General features: G+C 63.7%; 19 protein-coding genes and 1 tRNA gene. 10 read left to right on the top strand and 10 right to left on the bottom strand.

Annotated elements, in window-relative coordinates; translation table 11 throughout:
* Positions 1-3 precede the first annotated feature (3 nt).
* Genes HWX44_RS07675 through HWX44_RS07660 form a run of 4 tightly spaced genes read right to left on the bottom strand, consistent with a single transcriptional unit; the run spans position 4 to position 3,342 of the window.
* A complete protein-coding gene (locus tag HWX44_RS07675; RefSeq protein ID WP_010189755.1) occupies positions 4-858 on the bottom strand; it encodes a metal ABC transporter permease in 855 nt (284 codons plus the stop codon).
* A complete protein-coding gene (locus tag HWX44_RS07670) occupies positions 855-1,709 on the bottom strand; it encodes a metal ABC transporter permease (RefSeq protein WP_010189752.1) in 855 nt (284 codons plus the stop codon). Before HWX44_RS07670 ends, HWX44_RS07675 begins: the two co-directional genes overlap by 4 nt.
* Positions 1,706-2,416 (bottom strand): metal ABC transporter ATP-binding protein, encoded by a 711-nt coding sequence (locus HWX44_RS07665; protein WP_010189751.1) that lies wholly within the window; start codon positions 2,414-2,416, stop codon positions 1,706-1,708. The genes HWX44_RS07670 and HWX44_RS07665 overlap by 4 nt, the downstream gene beginning before the upstream one ends.
* On the bottom strand, positions 2,416-3,342 hold the full coding sequence (locus tag HWX44_RS07660; RefSeq protein WP_175974031.1) for a metal ABC transporter substrate-binding protein: 927 nt from the start codon (positions 3,340-3,342) through the stop codon (positions 2,416-2,418). Before HWX44_RS07660 ends, HWX44_RS07665 begins: the two co-directional genes overlap by 1 nt.
* Before the next feature lie 107 nt (positions 3,343-3,449).
* Between HWX44_RS07660 and HWX44_RS07655 the strand changes: the two genes are divergently transcribed.
* On the top strand, positions 3,450-4,139 hold the full coding sequence (locus HWX44_RS07655; RefSeq protein ID WP_046647781.1) for a metal-dependent transcriptional regulator: 690 nt from the start codon (positions 3,450-3,452) through the stop codon (positions 4,137-4,139).
* Here the strand turns inward: HWX44_RS07655 and menE are convergent.
* From menE to dcuC, 5 genes are all read right to left on the bottom strand, one after another.
* Complete coding sequence (gene menE, locus HWX44_RS07650; protein ID WP_046647780.1) at positions 4,136-5,284, bottom strand: o-succinylbenzoate--CoA ligase; 1,149 nt, start codon at positions 5,282-5,284, stop codon at positions 4,136-4,138. The genes HWX44_RS07655 and menE overlap by 4 nt on opposite strands.
* Before the next feature lie 11 nt (positions 5,285-5,295).
* Positions 5,296-5,457 (bottom strand): hypothetical protein, encoded by a 162-nt coding sequence (locus HWX44_RS07645; RefSeq protein ID WP_168162652.1) that lies wholly within the window; start codon positions 5,455-5,457, stop codon positions 5,296-5,298.
* A gap of 26 nt (positions 5,458-5,483) precedes the next feature.
* Positions 5,484-6,464 (bottom strand): 1,4-dihydroxy-2-naphthoyl-CoA synthase, encoded by a 981-nt coding sequence (locus tag HWX44_RS07640; RefSeq protein WP_070754855.1) that lies wholly within the window; start codon positions 6,462-6,464, stop codon positions 5,484-5,486.
* A 367-nt stretch (positions 6,465-6,831) separates the two neighbouring features.
* Positions 6,832-7,293: a DIP1984 family protein gene (locus tag HWX44_RS07635; RefSeq protein WP_010189741.1), complete on the bottom strand. Its 462-nt coding sequence runs from the start codon at positions 7,291-7,293 to the stop codon at positions 6,832-6,834.
* A gap of 265 nt (positions 7,294-7,558) precedes the next feature.
* Entirely contained in the window at positions 7,559-8,968 is a 1,410-nt protein-coding gene (gene dcuC, locus HWX44_RS07630) for a C4-dicarboxylate transporter DcuC (protein ID WP_175974029.1), read from the bottom strand.
* 89 nt (positions 8,969-9,057) lie between these two features.
* On the opposite strand from dcuC, the gene HWX44_RS07625 reads away from it, so the two are divergent.
* Genes HWX44_RS07625 through HWX44_RS07595 form a run of 7 tightly spaced genes read left to right on the top strand, consistent with a single transcriptional unit; the run spans position 9,058 to position 17,136 of the window.
* The gene (locus HWX44_RS07625) at positions 9,058-10,077 is read left to right on the top strand and encodes an o-succinylbenzoate synthase (RefSeq protein WP_175974027.1); all 1,020 of its coding nucleotides are present in this window, start codon (positions 9,058-9,060) and stop codon (positions 10,075-10,077) included.
* Positions 10,078-10,125: 48 nt separating this feature from the next.
* Complete coding sequence (locus HWX44_RS07620; RefSeq protein ID WP_175974025.1) at positions 10,126-12,477, top strand: ATP-binding cassette domain-containing protein; 2,352 nt, start codon at positions 10,126-10,128, stop codon at positions 12,475-12,477.
* A gap of 10 nt (positions 12,478-12,487) precedes the next feature.
* A complete protein-coding gene (locus tag HWX44_RS07615) occupies positions 12,488-13,102 on the top strand; it encodes a hypothetical protein (protein WP_046647774.1) in 615 nt (204 codons plus the stop codon).
* The gene (gene menD, locus HWX44_RS07610; RefSeq protein WP_175974023.1) at positions 13,095-14,783 is read left to right on the top strand and encodes a 2-succinyl-5-enolpyruvyl-6-hydroxy-3-cyclohexene-1-carboxylic-acid synthase; all 1,689 of its coding nucleotides are present in this window, start codon (positions 13,095-13,097) and stop codon (positions 14,781-14,783) included. Before HWX44_RS07615 ends, menD begins: the two co-directional genes overlap by 8 nt.
* Positions 14,784-15,227, top strand: a complete 444-nt coding sequence (locus tag HWX44_RS07605; protein WP_049154838.1) for a DUF3592 domain-containing protein — start codon at positions 14,784-14,786, stop codon at positions 15,225-15,227.
* Positions 15,228-15,235: 8 nt separating this feature from the next.
* A complete protein-coding gene (locus tag HWX44_RS07600; RefSeq protein WP_046647903.1) occupies positions 15,236-16,435 on the top strand; it encodes a glycosyltransferase family 4 protein in 1,200 nt (399 codons plus the stop codon).
* An 11-nt stretch (positions 16,436-16,446) separates the two neighbouring features.
* Positions 16,447-17,136, top strand: a complete 690-nt coding sequence (locus HWX44_RS07595; protein ID WP_175974019.1) for a demethylmenaquinone methyltransferase — start codon at positions 16,447-16,449, stop codon at positions 17,134-17,136.
* A 20-nt stretch (positions 17,137-17,156) separates the two neighbouring features.
* Here the strand turns inward: HWX44_RS07595 and HWX44_RS07590 are convergent, their stop codons facing one another.
* Positions 17,157-18,395 carry a geranylgeranyl reductase family protein gene (locus HWX44_RS07590; protein WP_049154837.1) on the bottom strand — a complete coding sequence of 413 codons (1,239 nt, stop codon included), beginning with the start codon at positions 18,393-18,395 and terminating at the stop codon, positions 17,157-17,159.
* 93 nt (positions 18,396-18,488) lie between these two features.
* Here HWX44_RS07590 and HWX44_RS07585 point away from each other — a divergent pair, with 93 nt between their 5' ends.
* Together HWX44_RS07585 and HWX44_RS07580 are read left to right on the top strand one after the other, a co-directional pair.
* A complete protein-coding gene (locus HWX44_RS07585) occupies positions 18,489-19,493 on the top strand; it encodes a polyprenyl synthetase family protein (protein WP_070744480.1) in 1,005 nt (334 codons plus the stop codon).
* Positions 19,494-19,569: 76 nt separating this feature from the next.
* Positions 19,570-19,651 (top strand) — tRNA-Tyr (locus HWX44_RS07580).
* Positions 19,652-19,675 lie beyond the last annotated feature (24 nt).

Here is a 19,675-nt window from a genome sequence, read left to right as displayed (position 1 = left end):
TCACTATTGTGCCACTGGTGTGGTGTGCTGCGGCAATGAGCTGGTGCGTTGGCGAAAGCGGTAGATGATGAGCACTGCAACGAAAATAACGGCATTGGTGACTGTCATTGCGGCAGAGGTAGCCGCGTCAAGGACATAGGCAACCCAAAATCCCACGACCGCGCTGATAGCGGCAACGCCACAGGCGGTCAACACCAGCGTGGGCACGCGCTGAGTAAGCAGCCGCGCGGTCATCGTCGGGAATACCATGAGAGCGATGACCAGCATGGCACCGGCAGCGTGAAAGGCGGCGGTGGCGGTGCAGGCAACCACGGTCATAAATATGATGTGAAGAACGCGCGTGGGCACCCCGCGTGCGGCACAAAAATCGGCGTCAAAAGTCGTGGCGGATAAACGCGGCAGTGTAAGGGCGAGGAAGAGAGCATTGATACCCAGCACTGCGGCCATGATGTAGCAATAGTTGGGATTGGAGAAGGCCGCGAGGTTGAGATCACCGACGAGAACGGCGTGGACATCAAGGTGCACGTGGCTCATGTGCGTAGAAATCAGGATGACTCCGGCGGCAAACAGGGCGGGAAAGACCAATCCGAGGGCGGAATCAGCAGTCACCAGCGGGCTGCGCTGTAGTGCGTCAGTTCCCAACGCCACCACCAAGGCGCCAGCGGCCGCGGTAACGAGCAAGATGGGTGAATCTAGATCTGCGGTAAAGAGGTAGCCGACGGCAATTCCGGGAAGGACGGCATGGCCGATGCCGTCGATAAGCATGGCCTGGCCTTTGAGGACAACAAAGGTGCCGGGGATAGCACAGGCCAAGGCCGTCAGAACGGCAAGGAGACAAGCGGTCGCGGCGAGGGTCATGAGGCGAGCTTTCTACTGGTGAGGCTGATAGTGACGAGCGCCGCCTGAGCCAGGACGATGACCGGACCGGTGGGCAGCGGGCCGTGCGCAATGGAGACATAGCAGCCGAGAGCAGCGGTGGCCGCGCCGAAGAACCCGGAGAGCGCGATGAAAGGTAGCAAGCGCGTGGTCCAGGGGCGGGCAGCGGCGGCAGGGCTGATGACCACGGCGACCATGAGCACTACGCCGACGACTTTGACGCCGAGCACCGTGATGGCGGTGAGGGCGAAGAAACTAGCCGCGTTGAGGAACGAGGTGCGGATGCCGGCTACCTGGGCAAAACTTGAATCAAAAGTGACTGCGGCCTGCCGGGTGTGAATGAGGAAAAGAAAAAGCAGCACGCAGCCACCGATGATGAGTGTGGACCGTACATCCGCGCGAGTGAGCGTGGAGGCATTTCCCAGCAAATAATCCTGGATTCCGGCCTTGCCAGGCAATGGTCGGCGGGAAATATACTGCATGAGCAGCATTCCCACCGAGAAAAATGTGGTTAGCGTGGCCGCCATCGCAGTGGTTTGCCCCAGGGGAGTTAACCGCGGGATGAGGTGAATGCACCCCACCGCGAGGGTTCCGGTGAGCAGGGCGCCGCAAGAAAGAAGCCAGACATTTCGCCCGTCCCAGCCAATGGCGGTGGCCACGAGGAAGGCGGTGAGCAGTCCAGGCAGGGAAGAATGCGAGATGGCATCGGCCAGCAGGCTGGTGCGGCGAACATATACCAGTGGGCCTAGCGCGCCAGCGCAGCCACCGATGAGCACGGTGCCCAGGAGTGCCTGGGTATAGGTGTAGTTCTGAAGAAGCTCGAGTGGGTTCATGATGGCAGGGAAAACATGTCGGCAATGGCGGACTCGGTAAGTACCTGCTCGGTGGGGCCAGCAGCAATGAGCCGGCCGTGGCCGACCATGAGGACCTCATCGCAAAAGTCGGCGACCTCCGCCAGGTTGTGATGCACCAGCAGGATGGTCACGCCGTTCTCGCGCAGTTCCTTGAGTACATCCATGATGGCGCGCTGACTCGCGGCATCGACACCAGCGAAGGGCTCGTCGAGGATGATGAATTCCGGCTCGCTAACGAGCGTGCGCGCCAACAACACGCGCTGGCGCTGACCACCAGACAGGGCGGAAATCGGCAGCTGCGCGTGTGCCTGCATTCCGGTGCGGGAAAGCGCGGCGTGAGCGGCGTCTTTGTCAGCGCGGCTGGGCCACTGCCACCAGCGCAGCCCGGCGGTGCGGCCCATCAGGGCGATGTCGAAGGCGGTGGCAGGGTAATTCCAGTCGATATCCGCATGTTGTGGCATATATCCGAGACGCTGCCGAAAATGTGCCAGATCGACGCCATCGAAGGTCATCGACCCGCAGGCTAGAGGCGGAAGGAGCCCTACCAGCGTGCGGACCAGAGTAGACTTTCCCGACCCGTTCGCACCCACCAGCCCGGTGATAGTCGCGGGGGTGAGGGTGAAGGAGGCGTCGTGAAGCACCGGCGTGCGGGGATAGCCGGCGGTGAGGTTTCCTACGCTGAGCATTAGCTTAGTGCTTTCGCCACGGCGCTAGCGTTATGTTCGAAGGCTCCGAGGTAGGTATCGGTTGGGGCTTCCGGGCCGAGGGTATCGGCAAAGAGCTCTTCATCCGAGATGGTGACTGTCCAGTTGCGGGTTTCTACGGCTTCCTTGAGAGAAGTGATGGCCTGTGGGTTCGCCTGGTTATCTTGGAAGATAACGGGGACCTTCTTCTCCGCGATCGTATCCGCGAGCTCGGAGATCTCAGTGGCGGACTTGGTGGCTTCGGTGGTCACGAAGTCGGTGGCTTGGACTTCAAAGTCGAAGGTCTTGCCGAAGTAGTTGAAGGCGTCATGGCCGGTGATGAGGACGCGCGGGGAGGCGTTTTCGAGTTCCTTAGCCGCTTTGTCATGCGCGGCTGCAATCTTGTCTTCATATTCATCGGCGGCCGCGGCATAGTCTTCGGCATTGTCAGAGTCGATTTCGCCGAGTTTGGTGCCGATGTGATCGACGACCTGGCTCCACAGCTCGGGGCTATTCCAGATGTGCGGGTCGTAGAGTTTTTCGCCCTTGTCACCTTGCTCGGGCCACGGCAGAAGGTCAGCAGTATCGAGCTGTTCGCCGACAGCTAGCTGCTTCTCACCGAGGGAGGAGAGCTGGTCCACCATTTGCGCCTCGAGGTGAAGGCCATTCCAGAGGACGAGGTCGGCATCCTGCATCTTTTCAATATCGCGCGTGGTGGGCTGGTAGGTGTGTGGATCGCCGCCGGGGCCGACCATGGTGGTGATGTCGGCGTCCGGGGCGATATTGGCGGCCGCATCAGCCAAGTAACCGGTCGTGGCGAAGATCGTCAGGTTATCGTTCTGGGCTTCGGTGGAGTCGCTGCTGGTGCAGGCGCTCAGCGTGCTTGCGACCACGAGGGAAGCGAGGGGAAGCGCAATAAGTTTCTTCACGGGAAACCTCTCTTATTAAAAGTGAATGTCGATGTTCAATGGATTGAACTTGAAAGAGCATAAGTGCTGAAACCGTTGGAAGCAATAGGCTGAACTACGATGGGGGTATGCACATCAGTGAGCTGCCCGAACGCACCCAGGATTACCTCAAGATCCTCTGGACCTATGAGGAGAAAGAGGGCGCTAATACCGCGATGCCGCTGGGGGACCTAGCTAAAGCGGCGGGGCAGAAGCTGCCCACCACGTCGGAGGCGGTCAAGCGCCTGGCCGCGAAGGGGCTGGTGGAACACGAACGCTACTTCGGTGTTCGGCTTGTTGAGGAAGGCCGGCGGCTGGCTGTGGCAATGGTGCGCCGGCATCGGCTCCTGGAAACCTTCCTCGTGCGCACTCTGGGCTATACCTGGGATGAGGTGCACGATGAGGCAGAAATGCTAGAGCACGCGACGTCCGACAGGCTCGTTGAACGTCTTGATTCTTTCCTGGGCAACCCCGCCCGCGATCCGCATGGTGATCCCATACCTGCCCCGGATGGCACTGCCGAGCCGGTCTCGCGCATTACGCTTATCGACGTCCCCGCGCAGACCCCCGTCACCGTGGAGCAGGTCACTGACGCTGATGGCGAATTTTTGCGCTACCTGGATAAATATGGAGTGCGGCCGGGAGTAGAATTGACCGTCGTTGCCCCTTCGGTTGCGGGTGTGCTCGAGGTTGCCGTCGATGAAGGTTCACACTTCCCCCTCGGGGAATCCGCTGCGCGCGGCATTGCCGTACGCAGCTTTGGCGAAGCGGAGGCTTAGCTGTCCCACATGCGGGCGACGGCGAGGCGGTCAACCTTGCCGGGACCGGTGGTGGGGAGTTCAGGCAGGCGCTTGAAATCCTTGGGGATGTGCCACCGGGGAAGGCCAACGTCATCGAGAGCCACGAGGATATCGCCGACATCCGCCCATCCGGTATAGGCGGCAACGATCATCTGCCCCAAGCGTGGGTGGGGGATGCCGACCACGCACACTCCTTCCACTCCCGGCACGCGCAGGATGTGCTGCTCGAGCTGCTCCGGGTGGAGCTTGAGCCCGCCGGTGTTCAGGATGTTGTCGAGGCGCCCGGTGATGGTGAGGTGGCCGTCGTGAAGCGCGCCGGCGTCGGAGGTAGCAAACCACGAGGTGCCGGATTCATCGACCATGAAGGCATCTGAGTCCACGTTTCGGTAGCCCTGCGCAATCATGGGCCCGCCGAGGTAAATGCGCCCCTCGTCGCCGATGCGCACGCGCGCGCTATCGAGGGGACGGCCGTTGTAGACGCAGCCGCCGGAAGTCTCTGAGGAACCGTAGGTGGTGACGATGGTGATGCGCAGCTTCTTCGCTGACTCCAACAGTTGCGGGTGGGTGGCAGCACCTCCGACGAGGATGGCATCAAAGGTGCGCAGGGCCTCGATTCCTTCTAGCGAATCCATGGCCTTGGCCAGCTGCATGGGGGTCAGTCCCGTGTATGAGCGATCCCCAGTGGCGGCCAGCTCGTGCGCGGCGCGGGCGAAATTGGGGATGGAAAAACCTTCCGACAGGTCAAGGCAGAGCGGCTCCACGCCCGCGACGAGGGAGCGCACCAATACCTGGATGCCCGCGATGTGGGAGGCAGGCATGGCTAGCAGCCACTGGCCGGTGCCGCCGAGAGCCCGGTGCGTGGCATCGGCGCTGGAGACCAAGTTGGCAGCCGTGAGTTGCGCGCCCTTCGGTGTGCCCGTGGACCCAGAGGTGGCCACGACCAGCGCGATGGAGGAGTTAATGGGTTCTCCTGCGCGCATGTGGTTGCGCAGGAGCTGCGCGCGGGTGCAGTCCTCCGCCGGGACGGGCAGGAAGGTGGCTTGTCCTGCGATGGCCGCTTCCAGATCAGGCAGGATGGCGGCGGGGTCATGTGGATTGACAGGCAGAGGGGAGAGGATGGTCACGGTTAGCTAGGTTACCGCCCGCGGTGTTCGTAAGGGTTGATGAGCTCGTCCTCCTGGTCGAAGGGGCGCTCACCGTCCCTTTGGGCCTGCTTGATGTGGCGCAGCATCCACACGCGAGATGCAATGACGGCAACCAGCGCGATGGCCGCGAGGGCGATGGCGAAGTAGAGCACTGTGGGTTCTCCTCGTGGACTGACGGTTAGTAGTAGTACGGGAAGTCATCCCAGTTGGGCTCGCGCTTTTCCAGGAAGGATTCCTTGCCCTCGACAGCCTCGTCGGTCATGTAGGCCAAGCGGGTGGCCTCACCCGCGAAGACCTGCTGGCCCATGAGGCCATCATCGGTGAGGTTGAAGGCGAACTTGAGCATGCGCTGGGCGGTGGGGGACTTCATGTTGATTTCGCGCCCCATCTGGATGGCGGCGTCCTCCAGCTCGGCGTGGTCAACTACCTCGTTGACCGCGCCCATCTCGTACATGCGCTGTGCGTCGTAGGTGCGGCCCAGGAAGAAGATCTCGCGGGCGTACTTCTGGCCCACCATCTTGGCCAGGTAGGCCGAGCCATAGCCGGCGTCGAAGGAGCCGACGTCGGCGTCGGTCTGCTTGAAGCGGGCTTCCTGGCGGGAGGCAATGGTCATATCGCACACCACGTGCAGGGAGTGTCCGCCGCCGGCGGCCCAGCCGTTGACCACGGCGATGACCACCTTGGGCATGGTGCGGATGAGGCGTTGGACCTCCAGGATGTGCAGGCGGCCGCCCTCAACTTTTTCGCGGGCGGTGTCGACGGTGGATTCGTCGGCAGTCGCGTCATCATGCGCGTGCTCCGTGGCATAGCGGTACCCGGAGCGGCCGCGGATGCGCTGGTCACCGCCGGAGCAAAATGCCCAGCCGCCGTCCTTCTGGGAAGGTCCGTTACCGGTCAGCAACACCGTGCCGACATCCGGCGTGCGGCGCGCGTGGTCCAGCGCGCGGTAGAGCTCATCCACCGTGTGGGGGCGAAACGCGTTGCGCACCTCCGGGCGGTCGAAGGCGATGCGGACGATGCCGTCTTTCCGCTTGGGCTTCGGCTCATCGCTGATGAGCCGGTGGTAGGTGATATCCGTGAGGTCCTCAAAGCCCTCGACGGGGCGCCAGAGCTCCGGCTTGAACGGATTATCGGTGCTGTAGTTCTTCTGCTCGCTCATGGCACACAAGCTTAATTGGAAAGCGGTGTGCCGGAAGTATAGTCCCCATTCCCAACCCTCACCTACACTCTCCGCCCAGCGCGGCGGTGATAAACAATAAACAATACTGCGGGATTATCCCCGTCAATGTGCACGTGTACTCCGTACCAGCGCGGTACACCATACAGTGGGACGGAATCGAACCTCCCTGCCTTCTTGCGCTACGAAGGCGCCTGAGAAGCACTGGACTTTTCCCTGCCCAGAAGGGGTGCGCTCGCTGCGAAAAGTGTGGGCTACCGTCGCGCGCGTGGCGCGCGACATGACGTGCCGCAAAAATGCGACACAAAGCGAAAGCGCCGCAAGAATGCGGCACAACTAGCGGCAGACCTTATTTAGTTATCAGTTCCGTATTCCAGTTTAGCTGCTGGATACGGGTATCTAGCTCGCGGTACTGGCGGGCCAGATCGTCGGCGCGCTCGCGCAGCTTCGGCACGGGCACCGTGGCCACGAACTTGATCTCTGAGCGGGAGTAACGGTCGTGGCGCGCACCCGCACGCTCTGCCAATCCCTGGTAGATGCGTCGCTTGCGCAGCAGACCATCACGCAGCGCCAGCGCTTCCATGAGCGTGATCTCATCGTCGAAAGCGGTAGCCGTGTTCGTAGCGTTGATGGCGATGACGAGCTCGTCGATGCGCTTGGTCACGCCCTCGAGTTCGCGGAGGAGATCCGTGGGGTTCTCATCCGGTTCATCGCCTTCCTGAATGCGGACCGTCGCCGCGAGGCGGTCACTCAGCGAGTTGAGGCGCTCCTGCGCCTGGGCACGCTCGGCCAAGGCTTCAGCCAGTAGCATGGTTCCTCCTTTTGCCCTTAATGGGATTCATTGTCTGGGCAATTGTACGGCAGTCAGTAGGCTCCGCCTTAGAGCCGTGACGGTTCTAACAAATAGGGCCCCAAAACTTCGATGATCTGGGGCCTTATTTGATCGTTGTGTACGTCGTGCACGGTTGGTTGGTACGTTTTCGTAAATATGCCCGCAGTTTTTCGGATTTGGGGGACCTTATTTACCAAAACGTACCGCGGGCTCAGCGAGCACCGGTGAGCCCGGGCGGAAACCGCTACCCAATAAACATGAACGCAAACAGCGTGTTGAGCACCGTCGCCACGATCATGGGCACGGAGGTGCGCTTGACCAGTTGGATGGGGTTGACCTTGATAGCGCCGGAGACAATGAGCACCGCGGCGTTGACCGGGGAGACCTGGCGCATCAGGTTGGAGGTACCCCAGATGGCGGTGAGCATCTGCGGGGCGTGGATGGAGGTCTGCGAAGCCAGGTTGGGCACCACCTCAGAGAAGGCGAAGTAGGGCGCGGTACCGGAACCGGTGAGTGCGGCCATCGCGGCGGTGGCAGCGACGAAGACGAGGACGATGAGGACGGCGGCGCCGGAGGAGCCCTCGGCGGCGTCGATGAGCATGTCGATGACACCCATCTGCGTAATACCCTCCACCAGGACAGCAGCAGCCACCAGCAGGGCCACGACGCCCGCAGCACCTTCGCCCATGCCCTTGAAGAAGCTGGAGATGGAATCCACAGCACCGGTGACGGTGCGCTTGCGGATGGACTCGATGATCATCGCGATGAACAGGGAGACCACGGTCACCGGGAGGATGCCGCCCTCAAAGGGGATGACACCCAAACGGTTAAGAATGGCGGAGATAATGATGAGCAGCAACGGCATGAGCGGGAGCACGGCGTAGTAACCCGGCAGGGAGGCTGCGCGGGCGATGGCTTCCTCGGTAGCGTCATCGTGCATCGAATCGGCGCTGACCTCACCGGAGCTTTCGGCCTTGCGGGCATCCACCTTGTCGCAGTGGCGTTGCCACCACATGTGTACGAAGGCCGTGATGAGGAGCGTGGGCACCGTGGCGTAGGCGACGGCGCCGTAGACGAACTCGGTTGGCGTCATGTTGGTGAGATCGGCGCCCTGAATGAGGCCGGCCTCAAGCGGCGTGGGCACGATGGTGGAGGAGGTCACCACGATGGCGCCCACGGTCAGGGGTGTCAGGCCCGCGGCGATGAGTGCCGGCAGGAGCGTGGCCACGAGCAATAGGGATAGCGCTGCAGCCGAGGGGATCACCAGCGAGAGCAGCGTGCCCAAGATGAAGCCCACTGGAACCAGCCAGTAGGAGCCTTTGAAGCGCTTGAGCGGTGAGGAGAGCACCACGACCGTCTTGGCATCAGCACCAATGTGCCGCATATAGGACACGAAGCCGAAGAGCACCATAATCGCCATGCCGATGCCGGAGAAGCGTGCTTTGAATAGCGCATCCACGACGAGCAGCTGGTCATAGAAGGCATTGCCCGTGGCTTCGATTTCGGTGGTGCGGAAGTTCGCGCGCCCGGTGAGAGCGGCGAGCATGAGCAGGATTACGCCAACGGCGAAGATGGAGGCCGCGGCGTGGACTTTCTTATAGATGAGATAGACAACTGCGGCGATGGCCAGCAGTGCGATGAGAAGGTAAAGCATCTGAGGATCCTTCTTCTGGTTATATCCACTTACCGTTATAACCTAACACCGGCTATGACAGGTGTCGCGCTGAGCCCCCCACACGTACGATGAACCTCATGCATATTGATGACGTCCTCGACCGCGCCCACGTGGTATCCCTTCCACTCGCCGTGAAATTCCGCGGCATTACTACCCGGGAGGCGCTGCTTATCGACGGCCCCGCGGGTTGGGGCGAGTTCGCCCCCTTCCTGGAGTACGGGGCGGAGGAATCCGCCCGCTGGCTCGCCGCCGGACTGGAGGCGGCTTACGAGGGCTTTCCGACACCCGTGCGCGAGTGGGTAGAAGTCAACGGCACTATCCCCGCGGTCCCCGCCGAGCAGGTGCCCGAGGTCATGGCGCGCTACCCCGGTTGCCGCACCTTCAAGATCAAGGTGGCGGAGAAAGGGCAGAGCTTGGAGGATGACATCACCCGCGTGGCTGCCGTCCGCGCCCATATCGAAGCTCAGGGCCGCGTGCCGGTTCTGCGTGTCGACGCCAACTGTGGATGGAGCGTCGAAGAAGCTGTTACAGCGGCAAAGGAAATGATGCCGCTGGATTACATGGAGCAGCCGTGCCAGACCGTGGAGGAGCTCAAGGAGGTGCGCACCCAGCTCATGCGCGCCGGGATTTTCGTGCGTGTGGCGGCAGATGAGTCCATCCGCAAGGTCAGCGACCCCTACCGTGTGGCGGAATTGCAGGCGGCGGACGTCGCCGTGGTCAAGCCCGCGCCGCTGGGTGGTGTGCGTAAGGTGCTCGAGGTGGCCTCCCACCTGCGCGAGCGCCACATGGACATCACGGTGGCCTCCGCCCTGGACACCTCGGTGGGCATCTCGATGGGCTTGGCCGCGGTGGCGGCACTGCCGCAGATCTATGACGACGAGGACATCGACGTCACCCCGGCCGCCGCGGGGCTGGCCACGGGGTCGCTGTTCCTGGAGGACGTGACGGAGCCACGCGAGCTTGTCGACGGTTTCTTGCGCGCCGAAGCCCTCGCCCCCGCCCCGGATCGCCTCAGCGCACTGGCGGCACCGGCGGCGCGGCGCGACTGGTGGTTCGAGCGTGTGCGCCAGTGCTGGCCGCACCTTTAAAAATACAGCTCACGGTCCATGTCCGGGGTGCAGCGTAGGCTGGCGGGCATGACCATTTCCGTGAGAGACGCGCACCTGCACAACCTTCGCAACGTCGACGTGGACCTCCCGCGCGGCCAGCTCGTGGCCGTGACCGGGGTGTCCGGCTCCGGCAAGTCCTCTCTTGCCTTCGGCACCATTCATGGCGAAGGGCAGCGCCGCTATCTGGAGTCCGTCGCGCCTTTCGCCCGCCGCCTCATCGCCTCAGCGGTGGACCCGCAGGTCGGCCGCATCGAGGGGCTGCCGCCGACGGTGGCGTTGCAGCAGTCGGCGTCGGCAAGCAGCGCGCGCTCCACGGTGGGCACGATCTCCGCCATGTCCAATTCCGTGCGTCTGCTCTACTCGCGCTGCGGTGACAACCCGGAGGGCCTGTACTCCGATTCCTTTTCACCCAATACCCCGGAGGGCATGTGCCCGGAGTGCCAGGGCACCGGCGTGGTGCATGAGCCCACGGAGGCCTCCATGGTGCCGGACCCCAGCTTGAGCATCGAGGATGGGGCGATTGCCGCCTGGCCCGGGGCCTGGGCGGGCAAGAATTTCCACGACATCCTCCAGGAGCTGGGCTATGACCTGGACTCGCCGTGGGAGCAGCTGCCGAAGAAGGACCGCGAGTGGATCCTCTTCACTGAGGAACGCCCGGTAGTAACCGTCAAGCCGCACCGCGGGGCGGATCAGATCCAGCGCAACTACGAGGGCACGTGGCGCTCCGTGGCTAGCTACCTGACCAAGACTTATGCGGAGACGAAGTCGGATACGCTTCGCGCCCGCGTCTTGAGTTTCATGGAAACCCGCCGCTGCGATGTTTGCGATGGGCGGCGGCTGACGGCGAAGGCGCTCAAGGTGACCTATGCCGGGCTGCCTATCGACCGTTTCAATGCCCTCCCGCTCAGCGAAACCTTCGAGCTCCTCAAAGCCCAGAAACCGCAACCGAATGACGCTGAGGACCTGCTCCTCAAGGCCCTCCTGCCGGCTTTCGAATCGGCCTTGGAACTCGGACTTGGGCACCTCAGCCTGGATAGGCCGACGGACACGCTCTCGGGCGGTGAGGTGCAGCGCCTGCGCCTGGCAGCGCAGCTGCGCTCCGGGCTCTATGGCGTGACCTATGTCCTGGATGAGCCCTCTGCGGGCTTGCATCCGGTGGAGCGGGGCGCGGTGCTCGACATGTGCCGTCGCTTCATCGCGGAGGGCAATTCGGTGCTGCTGGTGGAGCACGATATGGAGCTGGTCAAGCACGCCGATTGGATCGTGGACGTCGGCCCGCTCGCCGGTGAGCGCGGCGGCCAGGTGGTGTACTCGGGTCCTGTTGCTGACTACATTGCGGCCGCGGACTCCGCCGATACCCCGACTGCGCGTGCCTTGGCCCGCCCGCGCCCCACGCCCAAGGCCGAAGCGCGCTCGGCTCACGGGGATATCGCGCTGCGCCAGGTGCACTCGCACACCATCGACGGCCTCGACGTGGACTTTGGGCTTGGCCAGTTCACGGCTATTACTGGGCTCTCGGGTTCCGGTAAATCCACACTGTTGGCCGCACTCCATGACACGCTCACGGGGCCGGAGTGCCCGGAGCAGGTCAAGCGCGTGGTCTCCATTACCCAAAAGCCGATCGGCCGAACCCCGCGCTCCACGGTGGCGACGTACACCAACCTCTTCGACAATGTCCGCAAGCTCTTCGCCGCCACGCCGGAGGCCAAGAAGAAGAAATGGACGGTCTCGCGCTTTTCTTACAACGTCAAGCAAGGCCAGTGCCATACCTGCGGCGGCGCCGGCCAGATCGAGGTCGAACTGGTCTTCCTGCCCGGCTCCTATACCCAGTGCCCAGACTGCCAGGGACAGCGTTATAACGATGACACCTTGTCCATCCGCTGGCAGGGCCGGACCATCGCGGACATCCTGGACCTCACGGTGGAAGAAGCCCTAGAGGTCTTTGCAGATGAAGCGCCGATCCTCCACGCGCTGCAAACCCTGGAAGCGGTAGGTCTGGGTTACCTGCGCCTAGGCCAGGGTGCACCGGAGCTCTCCGGCGGTGAGGCACAGCGCATCAAGCTCGCCACGGAGCTTCAGCGCTCCCGCAATTCGCACCGGGGCCATACCGTCTACCTGCTGGATGAGCCCACTGTGGGCCTGCACCCGGCCGATATTGACCTGCTCATTACTGAGCTGCACTCGCTGGTGGATGCCTCGCATAGCGTCGTGGTGGCAGACCACGACCGCCACCTCATCGCTGGCGCTGACCGCGTCATCGAGATGGGCCCGGGCTCAGGCGCGGAGGGCGGACAGGTCGTGGCGGATGGCACACCGGCTCAGGTCGCGGCGGGGGAGACGCCCCCCGGCCGGGGGCTAAGTGGCGCGGGTGCACGATAAGGTAAATCCCATGACCAACAACAACGGCGACAACGAGACGCGGCAGTTCGGCCGCGTCAACGGTGAGAACGAAACCCGCCAGTTCGGCGCGCCCCAGCAGCAGCCGCCACAGCGTCCCCAACAGCACTTCCCGGAGCCCGGTTCCCAGAACACGCAGGCTTTCGGCCAGTCCTATCAGCAGGGCTATGACCAGAACTATCAGCAGCCGCAGTATGACCCGGTTCCGTCGAGCTACCAGGTGGAGGAGCCGAAGAAGGGCGGGGGAGCCCTGTCCTATGTCTTCGCGGCCATCGCCGCTATCGCCGTCGTTTTCGCCGGCGTGCTGTTCTTCCTCTGGCGCGGTGCGGCCGCAGATGCCAACAAACCCGCCCCGGAACCGGTCACCGAGACCGTGACCACCGAAGTCCCCACTACGGTGACCACCACGAAGGAATCTCCGTGGGATCGCCTCCCCACTGAGATTCCTACTGAGCTGCCGCCGGAGGTCCCGACGGAGCTGCCCCCGAGCATCCAAGATCAGCTGGATCAAGGCGGATCTGACCTAGAGAGCTTGCTCAACGATCTCTTCGGTGAATTAGAGTCGGGCAACGGTGAGCCCGGTGCGGGCGGTGCAGAGAATGCCTAATACGCCTAAAACACAGCCCGCGGAGTCTTCGCAGCCGGAGTCGATGCAGCTGGCTGAAGCACTAGCAGCTCAGCTCTCGCGGCACCTCACCGACGTCGTCCTCTGCCCCGGCTCACGCAACGCGCCGCTGTCTCTGGCGCTGCTCGCGCGCAGCGATATTCGCGTGCATCCCCGCCTCGATGAGCGCTCCGCTGCCTTCGCTGCCCTCGGCCTCGCCCGCGTCCAGCGCCGGCACGTAGGCATCGTCATGACCTCCGGTACCGCGGTGGCCAACGCTTTGCCCGCGATGGTGGAGGCGCATTACTCGCATACCCCGCTGGCCGTCATCAGCGCGGACCGCCCCGCCCGCTTGGTGGGCACGGGGGCCTCCCAGACTATTGAGCAGCCCGGCATCTTCGGTGTGTATGCGGAGACTACCCAGGTGGAGACCACGGGTGATATCCCGCGCGTCGCCGAGCGCTTCCTGAATGATCGCCAGGTGCACATCAACGTGGCCCTCGATGCCCCGCTGGTAGGGGAGGAGCTGCCCGGTACCCCGACGGATCGTACGCAGCACCGCGCTCGTACCCCGCGCTGGTCCAACCACGGCGAGGTGGCCGTCGATCTCAGCCGCAACACCCTTGTCATCGCGGGCGACGAAGCCTGGGAAGTAGATGGGCTGGAGGACGTCCCCACCATCGCCGAGCCCACGGCACCCGCGCCCTATCACCCGGTGCACCCGGCTGCGGCCCACCTCTTCCGCCGCGCTCAGGTGTCCGCCAATGACTACGTGGTCAACACCAAGGTGGACCAGGTCATCGTCGTGGGCCACCCCACCCTGCACCGCGGAGTTCTGGCACTGCTCAGTGATCCCGATATCGACCTCATCTGCCTGTCCCGCACGGAGGACTTCACCAACCCGCGCGGTGAGTCCGCGCAGTTGGGAACCACCGTCAAAATCAGCGGCGCGCCCACCCGCGAGTGGATGAAAATCTGCGAAGGCGCGGCCCAGATGGCGGCCGACGGTGTTCGTGAGGTCTTGGCGGAGACCACCGGTGAGGACGCCACCAAGCCCGAGATCGGCTTTACCGGCCTCCACGTCGCCGCCGCGGTGGGGGACACCCTCGCCGTCGGCGACACCCTCGTCCTGGGCGCCTCCAATGCGGTGCGGGATGCTTCCTTTATCGGCCTGCCCTTCGACGGGGTCGAGACCTACTCGCCGCGCGGGGCTGCCGGCATCGACGGCACCGTCGCGCAGGCCATCGGTATTGCGCTGGCCGCTCAGTCCCGCGAGGCCGACGCACCCCGCGCCCCGCGCACCGTGGCGCTCATGGGGGATGTCACCTTCCTGCACGACGCCACCTCCCTCATCCTCCCCGAGGACAATCCGCGCCCGGAGAACCTCACCGTCGTCGTTTCAAACGACGACGGCGGCGGCATCTTCGAGGTGCTCGAGCAAGGCCGCGAGCCCCTGCGCCCCTCCTTCGAGAAGGCGTTTGGAACGCCGCATGGGGTGGGCGTCGCCAAGCTGGCGGAGGCTTGCGGCGCTGAGCACCGAGAGGTGAGCTCGGCGCAGGAGCTTCTCGATGTTCTCGCAGAGCTCAAGGAATACTCCACCGGCGTCACCGTCGTGGAGGCGCATACCACCCGGTCCTCGCGCCGCGCGCTGCAGGAGGCGCTGAACGCCAAGGTAGGCCAGTAAATGCCGCGGCGCCGGGTACGCCAGCTGATCCTGGTGCTGTATGCCGCGGCATTAGTGGGCATGGCGGGAATGGTCATCGGCCCTTTCTTGAACGACCGCACCATCAACGCCAACCCCGGGCGCGCCCTGGCCACGGTGACGGATGTCGGCACCTTGCGCACCTTCGTGGATTTCCAGGATGCCGAAGGTATCTACCACACCCCACCCACCGGGCTGCTTTATCCCACCGGGCTAGGGGAAGGCCAGCAGGTCTGGGTGCTCTACGCCAAAAGCAACCCGGACTTGGTCAAGGTAGAAGGCCGCGAATGGACCCTGTCCATCATTCCGGCGCTGTCTTCGGCAGCCGTCGCTACCCTGTTAGCGGGTGCCTTGTGGTGGGCAAGCGGGAAAATTAACCGGAATTTAGCACGTGCTTTACCAACCGAGCACTCAGGAAAGGAATGATGGGGCGCATGCGTGTTGCCATCGTCGCGGAATCCTTCTTGCCTAACGTCAATGGAGTGACCAACTCCGTGCTGCGTGTCCTCGAGCACCTCCACGAGCACGGCCACGAGGCCATCGTCATCGCCCCCGGCGCTCGGGATGGACAGGAGGAGATCCCTGATTACCTCGGGTTCACCATCGTGCGCGTGCCCACCGTGCGCGTGCCGTTAGTGGATTCGCTCCCAGTCGGCGTTCCCACCTCCGCTGTGGATGAGGCGCTACGAGAATTCAAGCCGGACATCATCCACCTGGCCAGTCCCTTCGTGCTGGGCGCTGCGGGGGCCTTTTCCGCCCGCCAACAACGTATTCCGGCCGTGGCGTTGTACCAGACTGATGTGGCAGGCTTTGCCACCAAGTACCACGCCTCCGCGCTGGCCTATGGGGTGTGGGAGTGGCTGCGCACCATCCACAATGCGTGCCAAATGACTCTCGCGCCCTCCTCACTGACCATCGCCGACTTGGAGAAGCACCACATCAAGAACGTGCGTCACTGGGGCCGCGGCGTGGATTCGGAGCGCTTCCACCCCTCGAAGCGCTCGGAGGCGCTGCGCCGCGAGTGGGATCCCACAGGAAGCAAGAAGATCGTCGGCTTCGTGGGCCGGTTGGCCGCGGAAAAAGGCGTGCACCGCCTTTCCGCGCTCAATGATCGTGAGGATATCCAGCTCGTGATTGTGGGTGATGGCCCAGAGCGCCCGCTGCTGGAGGCGCAGCTGCCGGAGGCGGTCTTTACCGGGGCGCTGGGTGGCGAGGAGCTCGCAGCCGCATATGCAAGCCTCGACATTTTCGTGCACGCCGGCGAGTTCGAGACCTTCTGCCAGGCTATCCAGGAGGCTCAGGCCTCGGGCGTGCCCACCATCGGCCCCCGCGCGGGCGGCCCGGTGGACCTCATCGAGGAGGGCTATAACGGGCTGCTTCTCGACGTTTCAACGTTCGTCGAGGACCTCCCCAATGCGGTGGACGCGCTGCTCAACCCGGAGATTCACCAGGAGTTGCGGGAGAACGCCCGGAAGTCGATTGCCTCCAAGACCTGGCCGGCGTTGTGCGAGCAGCTGCTGGGCTACTACGACGAGGTTTTGGAGAATGTCCGTGAGGTCCCGCTGACCATTTTGGGCCAGCGTCCGGAGCTGCCGCGTTGGGCCGCCCGCGCTCTGGGAGCGCGCGTCGCCTAAACTAGGCGCTTGTGTCTAAGGCAGATCTGGAGAAGAAGCCCTTCGATGTCGCGCGCATGTTTGACGCGGTGGGCAAGAAATGCGACATCACCAACACGGTGCTGTCCTTTGGTCAGGATGCACGCTGGCGCCGGCTGACCCGCGAGCGGCTCAACCTGAAGCCGGGGGAGAAGGTCCTCGACTTGGCTGCCGGAACGGCCGTCTCGACGGAAGAGCTGTCCAAGTCCGGCGCGTGGTGCGTGGCCTGTGACTTTTCCCTCGGCATGCTTGCAGCTGGCGCGGAGCGCGATGTACCCAAGGTGGCCGGCGATGGAATGCGCCTACCCTTTGCGGATAACACTTTTGACGCGGTGACCATTTCCTATGGCTTGCGCAATATCCACGACTTCGAGCTGGGCCTGCGGGAGATGGCGCGCGTGACCAAACCCGGCGGGCGCCTGGCAGTAGCGGAATTTTCCAAGCCGGTCATCCCGGTCTTCGGCACCGTCTACAAGGAATACCTGACCCGCTTGCTGCCGCCGATTGCCAAGGTGGTCTCCTCCAACCCGGAGGCCTATATCTACCTCGCAGAGTCCATCCGTGCGTGGCCGGAGCAGCACGAACTGGCCGCTGCCATTAACCGCAACGGCTGGGAACAAGCAGGCTGGCGCAACCTGACCTTCGGCATCGTGGCGCTGCACTCCGCAGTGAAGCCCGCCTAGGGGCCCTAAGGCCAAAGGGCTCAGGACCAAAGGGGAGTATCGCGGCGCAACGCGGAGACCGCCCCGCCGGCCAGCCGCCAGGCGCGGGCAAGCAGATCCTTGTCCTCGTCGGTGATGAGGTTGCCCATGAGGCGCGCTGCGGCCGGCATGAGCATGCGGCCCACCGGCCCACGCATGGCCACAGGTCCGGCCAGCGGCAGGAATTGTGGGTAGGTCAGCAGGCGCGCGGCGGTGCGGGCAAGTAGGAAGGCCTCGCCATACTCGGCGCGTAGCCGGTCTGGCCACGCCAAGGTGAGGTCCTTGGTGCCGAGCATCTCCACGGCGAGCGCCGCCGTTTCCAAGCCATAGTCGATGCCCTCGCCGTTGAGCGGATTAACGCAGGCCGCAGCGTCACCGATGAGCATCCAGTTCGCGCCGGCAACTCCAGACACCGCACCACCCATGGGCAGCATCGCCGAGGTGACGTTGCGCAGCTCGCCCAGACCCCATTCCGAACGCTGCTGCTCAGCGTAGAAATCCAGCGCCTTCTTCGTGTTGAGGCGGGCCGGGCGGGCGGCCGTAGAGAGCGCGCCCAAGCCGATATTGACCCCCTGGCCCAGCGGAAAGATCCAGCCATAGCCCGGCTGCACCACGCCCTCGGGGTCCTTGAGCTCAACGTGGGAGTGCATCCATTCCTCGCCGTCCTGCGGTGAATCGGCATAAGCGCGTGCAGCAATGCCATAGACCTCCTCGCGGTGCCAGGTGCGGCCCAACTGCTTGCCAAATGTCGAGCGCACGCCGTCGGCCACGATGACCCACCGGGCGCGCACGCGGCGCTTGCCGACGGAGAACTCGACCAGCCGGTTGCCGTCCAGCTCCGGCTGCGTTGCCGTGCCGGTTATAAGCTGCGCGCCGACGTCTCGGGCGGCGTCAACCAGCAGCGCGTCGAATTCATAGCGCGGCAGCGCCGTGCCTTCGTGCGAGGGGTAGGCCTCAGGCCACGGAGCGGTCACGGTGCCGCCGAAGCCGTGTAGCTTGAGCCCGCGGTTGCGGTAGGACGCGTTGACCTCGATGCCGAGGAGCTCCAACTGGTGCATGGCGCGCGGGGTCAGTCCATCGCCGCAGGTCTTGTCGCGGGGGAAGGGGGAGGCGTCGACAAGCAGCGTCTCATGGCCGGCGCGTGCGGCGTGGATAGCGGCGGCAGCGCCGGCGGGCCCGGCACCTACGATGGCGACGTCAACAAGGGTGGAATCGATCTGCTCCGACATGGGGACTATCATTGCACGGGATAGTGGCCACAAGTGTGTTGAGGGCCGTGCCATGGGCTACGGTAAGTAAACACTAGGATTTTTGAGCTTAAAGGAACACGTTTAATGTCACACGGCCAAACTCACGCCAAGCACGTGGACTTGGGGGATGCGCAGCTCACCGAGCGTATCAACGCCGGGATGGCTGCTGTAGAGGACCTGCTGAATACGGAGCTCGACCGCGGGCAGGACTTCATTAAAGACAAGGTGCGCCACCTCTCCCTGGCCGGGGGCAAGCGTTTCCGCCCGATGATGGCGTTGCTGGCCTCCGAGTTTGGTGAACGCTCGCAATCCCCTGAGGTGGTTAAGGCAGCAACCGTCGTGGAAATGGTCCACGTGGCCACGCTCTACCACGACGATGTCATGGATGAGGCGGACCGCCGCCGCGGCGTGGATTCCGCGAACTTCCGGTGGACCAACTCGGTGGCCATTCTGGCGGGCGATGCATTGCTCGCGCACGCCTCGCGGCTGATGAGCCAGCTGGACACCCACACAGTGGAGCATTTTGCGGAGACCTTCGAGGAGCTCGTCACTGGGCAGATGCGGGAAACCATTGGTGCTGGCGAAGCCAATGCCGTGGAGCACTACACGGCGGTGATCCGGGAAAAGACCGCGGTGCTCATTGCCTCCGCCGGCTACCTGGGTGCCTACCACGCGGGTGCGGGCCCGGAGCAGTGTGAGGCTCTCCGCCAGATCGGCGCGGCCGTGGGCATGATCTTCCAGATCGTCGACGATGTCATCGACATCTTCTCTGACTCCGAAGAATCCGGGAAAACCCCGGGCACGGACCTGCGTGAGGGTGTGTTCACCCTGCCGGTGCTCTATGCCTTGGAGGAGGAAGGCGAGGTCGGCGATGAGCTGCGCGCGCTGCTGACGGGCCCGCTTGAAGACGACGCCTCCGTACAGCGCGCCATCGAGCTGCTGTGGCAGTCGGGTGGCCGCGATAAGGCGCTGGCCGACGTCAACGCGTACCTCCGTGTGGTGGAAGACCAGCTCTCCCTGCTGCCGGAGTGTACGGCTAGTGAGGCCCTGCGCCAGCTGGCGGACTATACCGTTCAGCGCGTGGGTTAAAAGCCCCTCCTGCCTGGCGATTTGCATGTTAGGCGGGAGTTCATAGTAAAGTACATAACCGCACTCAAGAGTGCATGCCAGGTTGCCCGAGCGGCCAAAGGGAGCGGACTGTAAATCCGCCGGCATTGCCTTCAGAAGTTCGAATCTTCTACCTGGCACAAAATGAATCCCGCAGACGCAAA

Origin of the sequence: Corynebacterium sp. Marseille-Q2823, from assembly GCF_903645345.1 — a bacterium.
Classification (GTDB): Bacteria; Actinomycetota; Actinomycetes; order Mycobacteriales; family Mycobacteriaceae; genus Corynebacterium; species Corynebacterium hiratae.
The sequence above is the reverse complement of the archived record's forward strand: the minus strand, read 5'-3'. Positions and strand labels throughout refer to the sequence as shown.

Excerpts from the sequence above, each read along its gene's own strand:
- HWX44_RS07675 (WP_010189755.1), bottom strand. The coding sequence starts at position 858 with ATGACCCTCGCCGCGACCGCTTGTCTCCTTGCCGTTCTGACGGCCTTG.
- HWX44_RS07670 (WP_010189752.1), bottom strand. The coding sequence starts at position 1,709 with ATGAACCCACTCGAGCTTCTTCAGAACTACACCTATACCCAGGCACTC.
- HWX44_RS07665 (WP_010189751.1), bottom strand. The coding sequence starts at position 2,416 with ATGCTCAGCGTAGGAAACCTCACCGCCGGCTATCCCCGCACGCCGGTG.
- HWX44_RS07655 (WP_046647781.1), top strand. The coding sequence starts at position 3,450 with ATGCACATCAGTGAGCTGCCCGAACGCACCCAGGATTACCTCAAGATC.
- HWX44_RS07640 (WP_070754855.1), bottom strand. The coding sequence starts at position 6,464 with ATGAGCGAGCAGAAGAACTACAGCACCGATAATCCGTTCAAGCCGGAG.
- HWX44_RS07635 (WP_010189741.1), bottom strand. The coding sequence starts at position 7,293 with ATGCTACTGGCTGAAGCCTTGGCCGAGCGTGCCCAGGCGCAGGAGCGC.
- dcuC (WP_175974029.1), bottom strand. The coding sequence starts at position 8,968 with ATGCTTTACCTTCTCATCGCACTGCTGGCCATCGCCGCAGTTGTCTAT.
- HWX44_RS07625 (WP_175974027.1), top strand. The coding sequence starts at position 9,058 with ATGAACCTCATGCATATTGATGACGTCCTCGACCGCGCCCACGTGGTA.
- HWX44_RS07620 (WP_175974025.1), top strand. The coding sequence starts at position 10,126 with ATGACCATTTCCGTGAGAGACGCGCACCTGCACAACCTTCGCAACGTC.
- HWX44_RS07615 (WP_046647774.1), top strand. The coding sequence starts at position 12,488 with ATGACCAACAACAACGGCGACAACGAGACGCGGCAGTTCGGCCGCGTC.
- menD (WP_175974023.1), top strand. The coding sequence starts at position 13,095 with ATGCCTAATACGCCTAAAACACAGCCCGCGGAGTCTTCGCAGCCGGAG.
- HWX44_RS07605 (WP_049154838.1), top strand. The coding sequence starts at position 14,784 with ATGCCGCGGCGCCGGGTACGCCAGCTGATCCTGGTGCTGTATGCCGCG.
- HWX44_RS07600 (WP_046647903.1), top strand. The coding sequence starts at position 15,236 with ATGCGTGTTGCCATCGTCGCGGAATCCTTCTTGCCTAACGTCAATGGA.
- HWX44_RS07590 (WP_049154837.1), bottom strand. The coding sequence starts at position 18,395 with ATGATAGTCCCCATGTCGGAGCAGATCGATTCCACCCTTGTTGACGTC.
- HWX44_RS07585 (WP_070744480.1), top strand. The coding sequence starts at position 18,489 with ATGTCACACGGCCAAACTCACGCCAAGCACGTGGACTTGGGGGATGCG.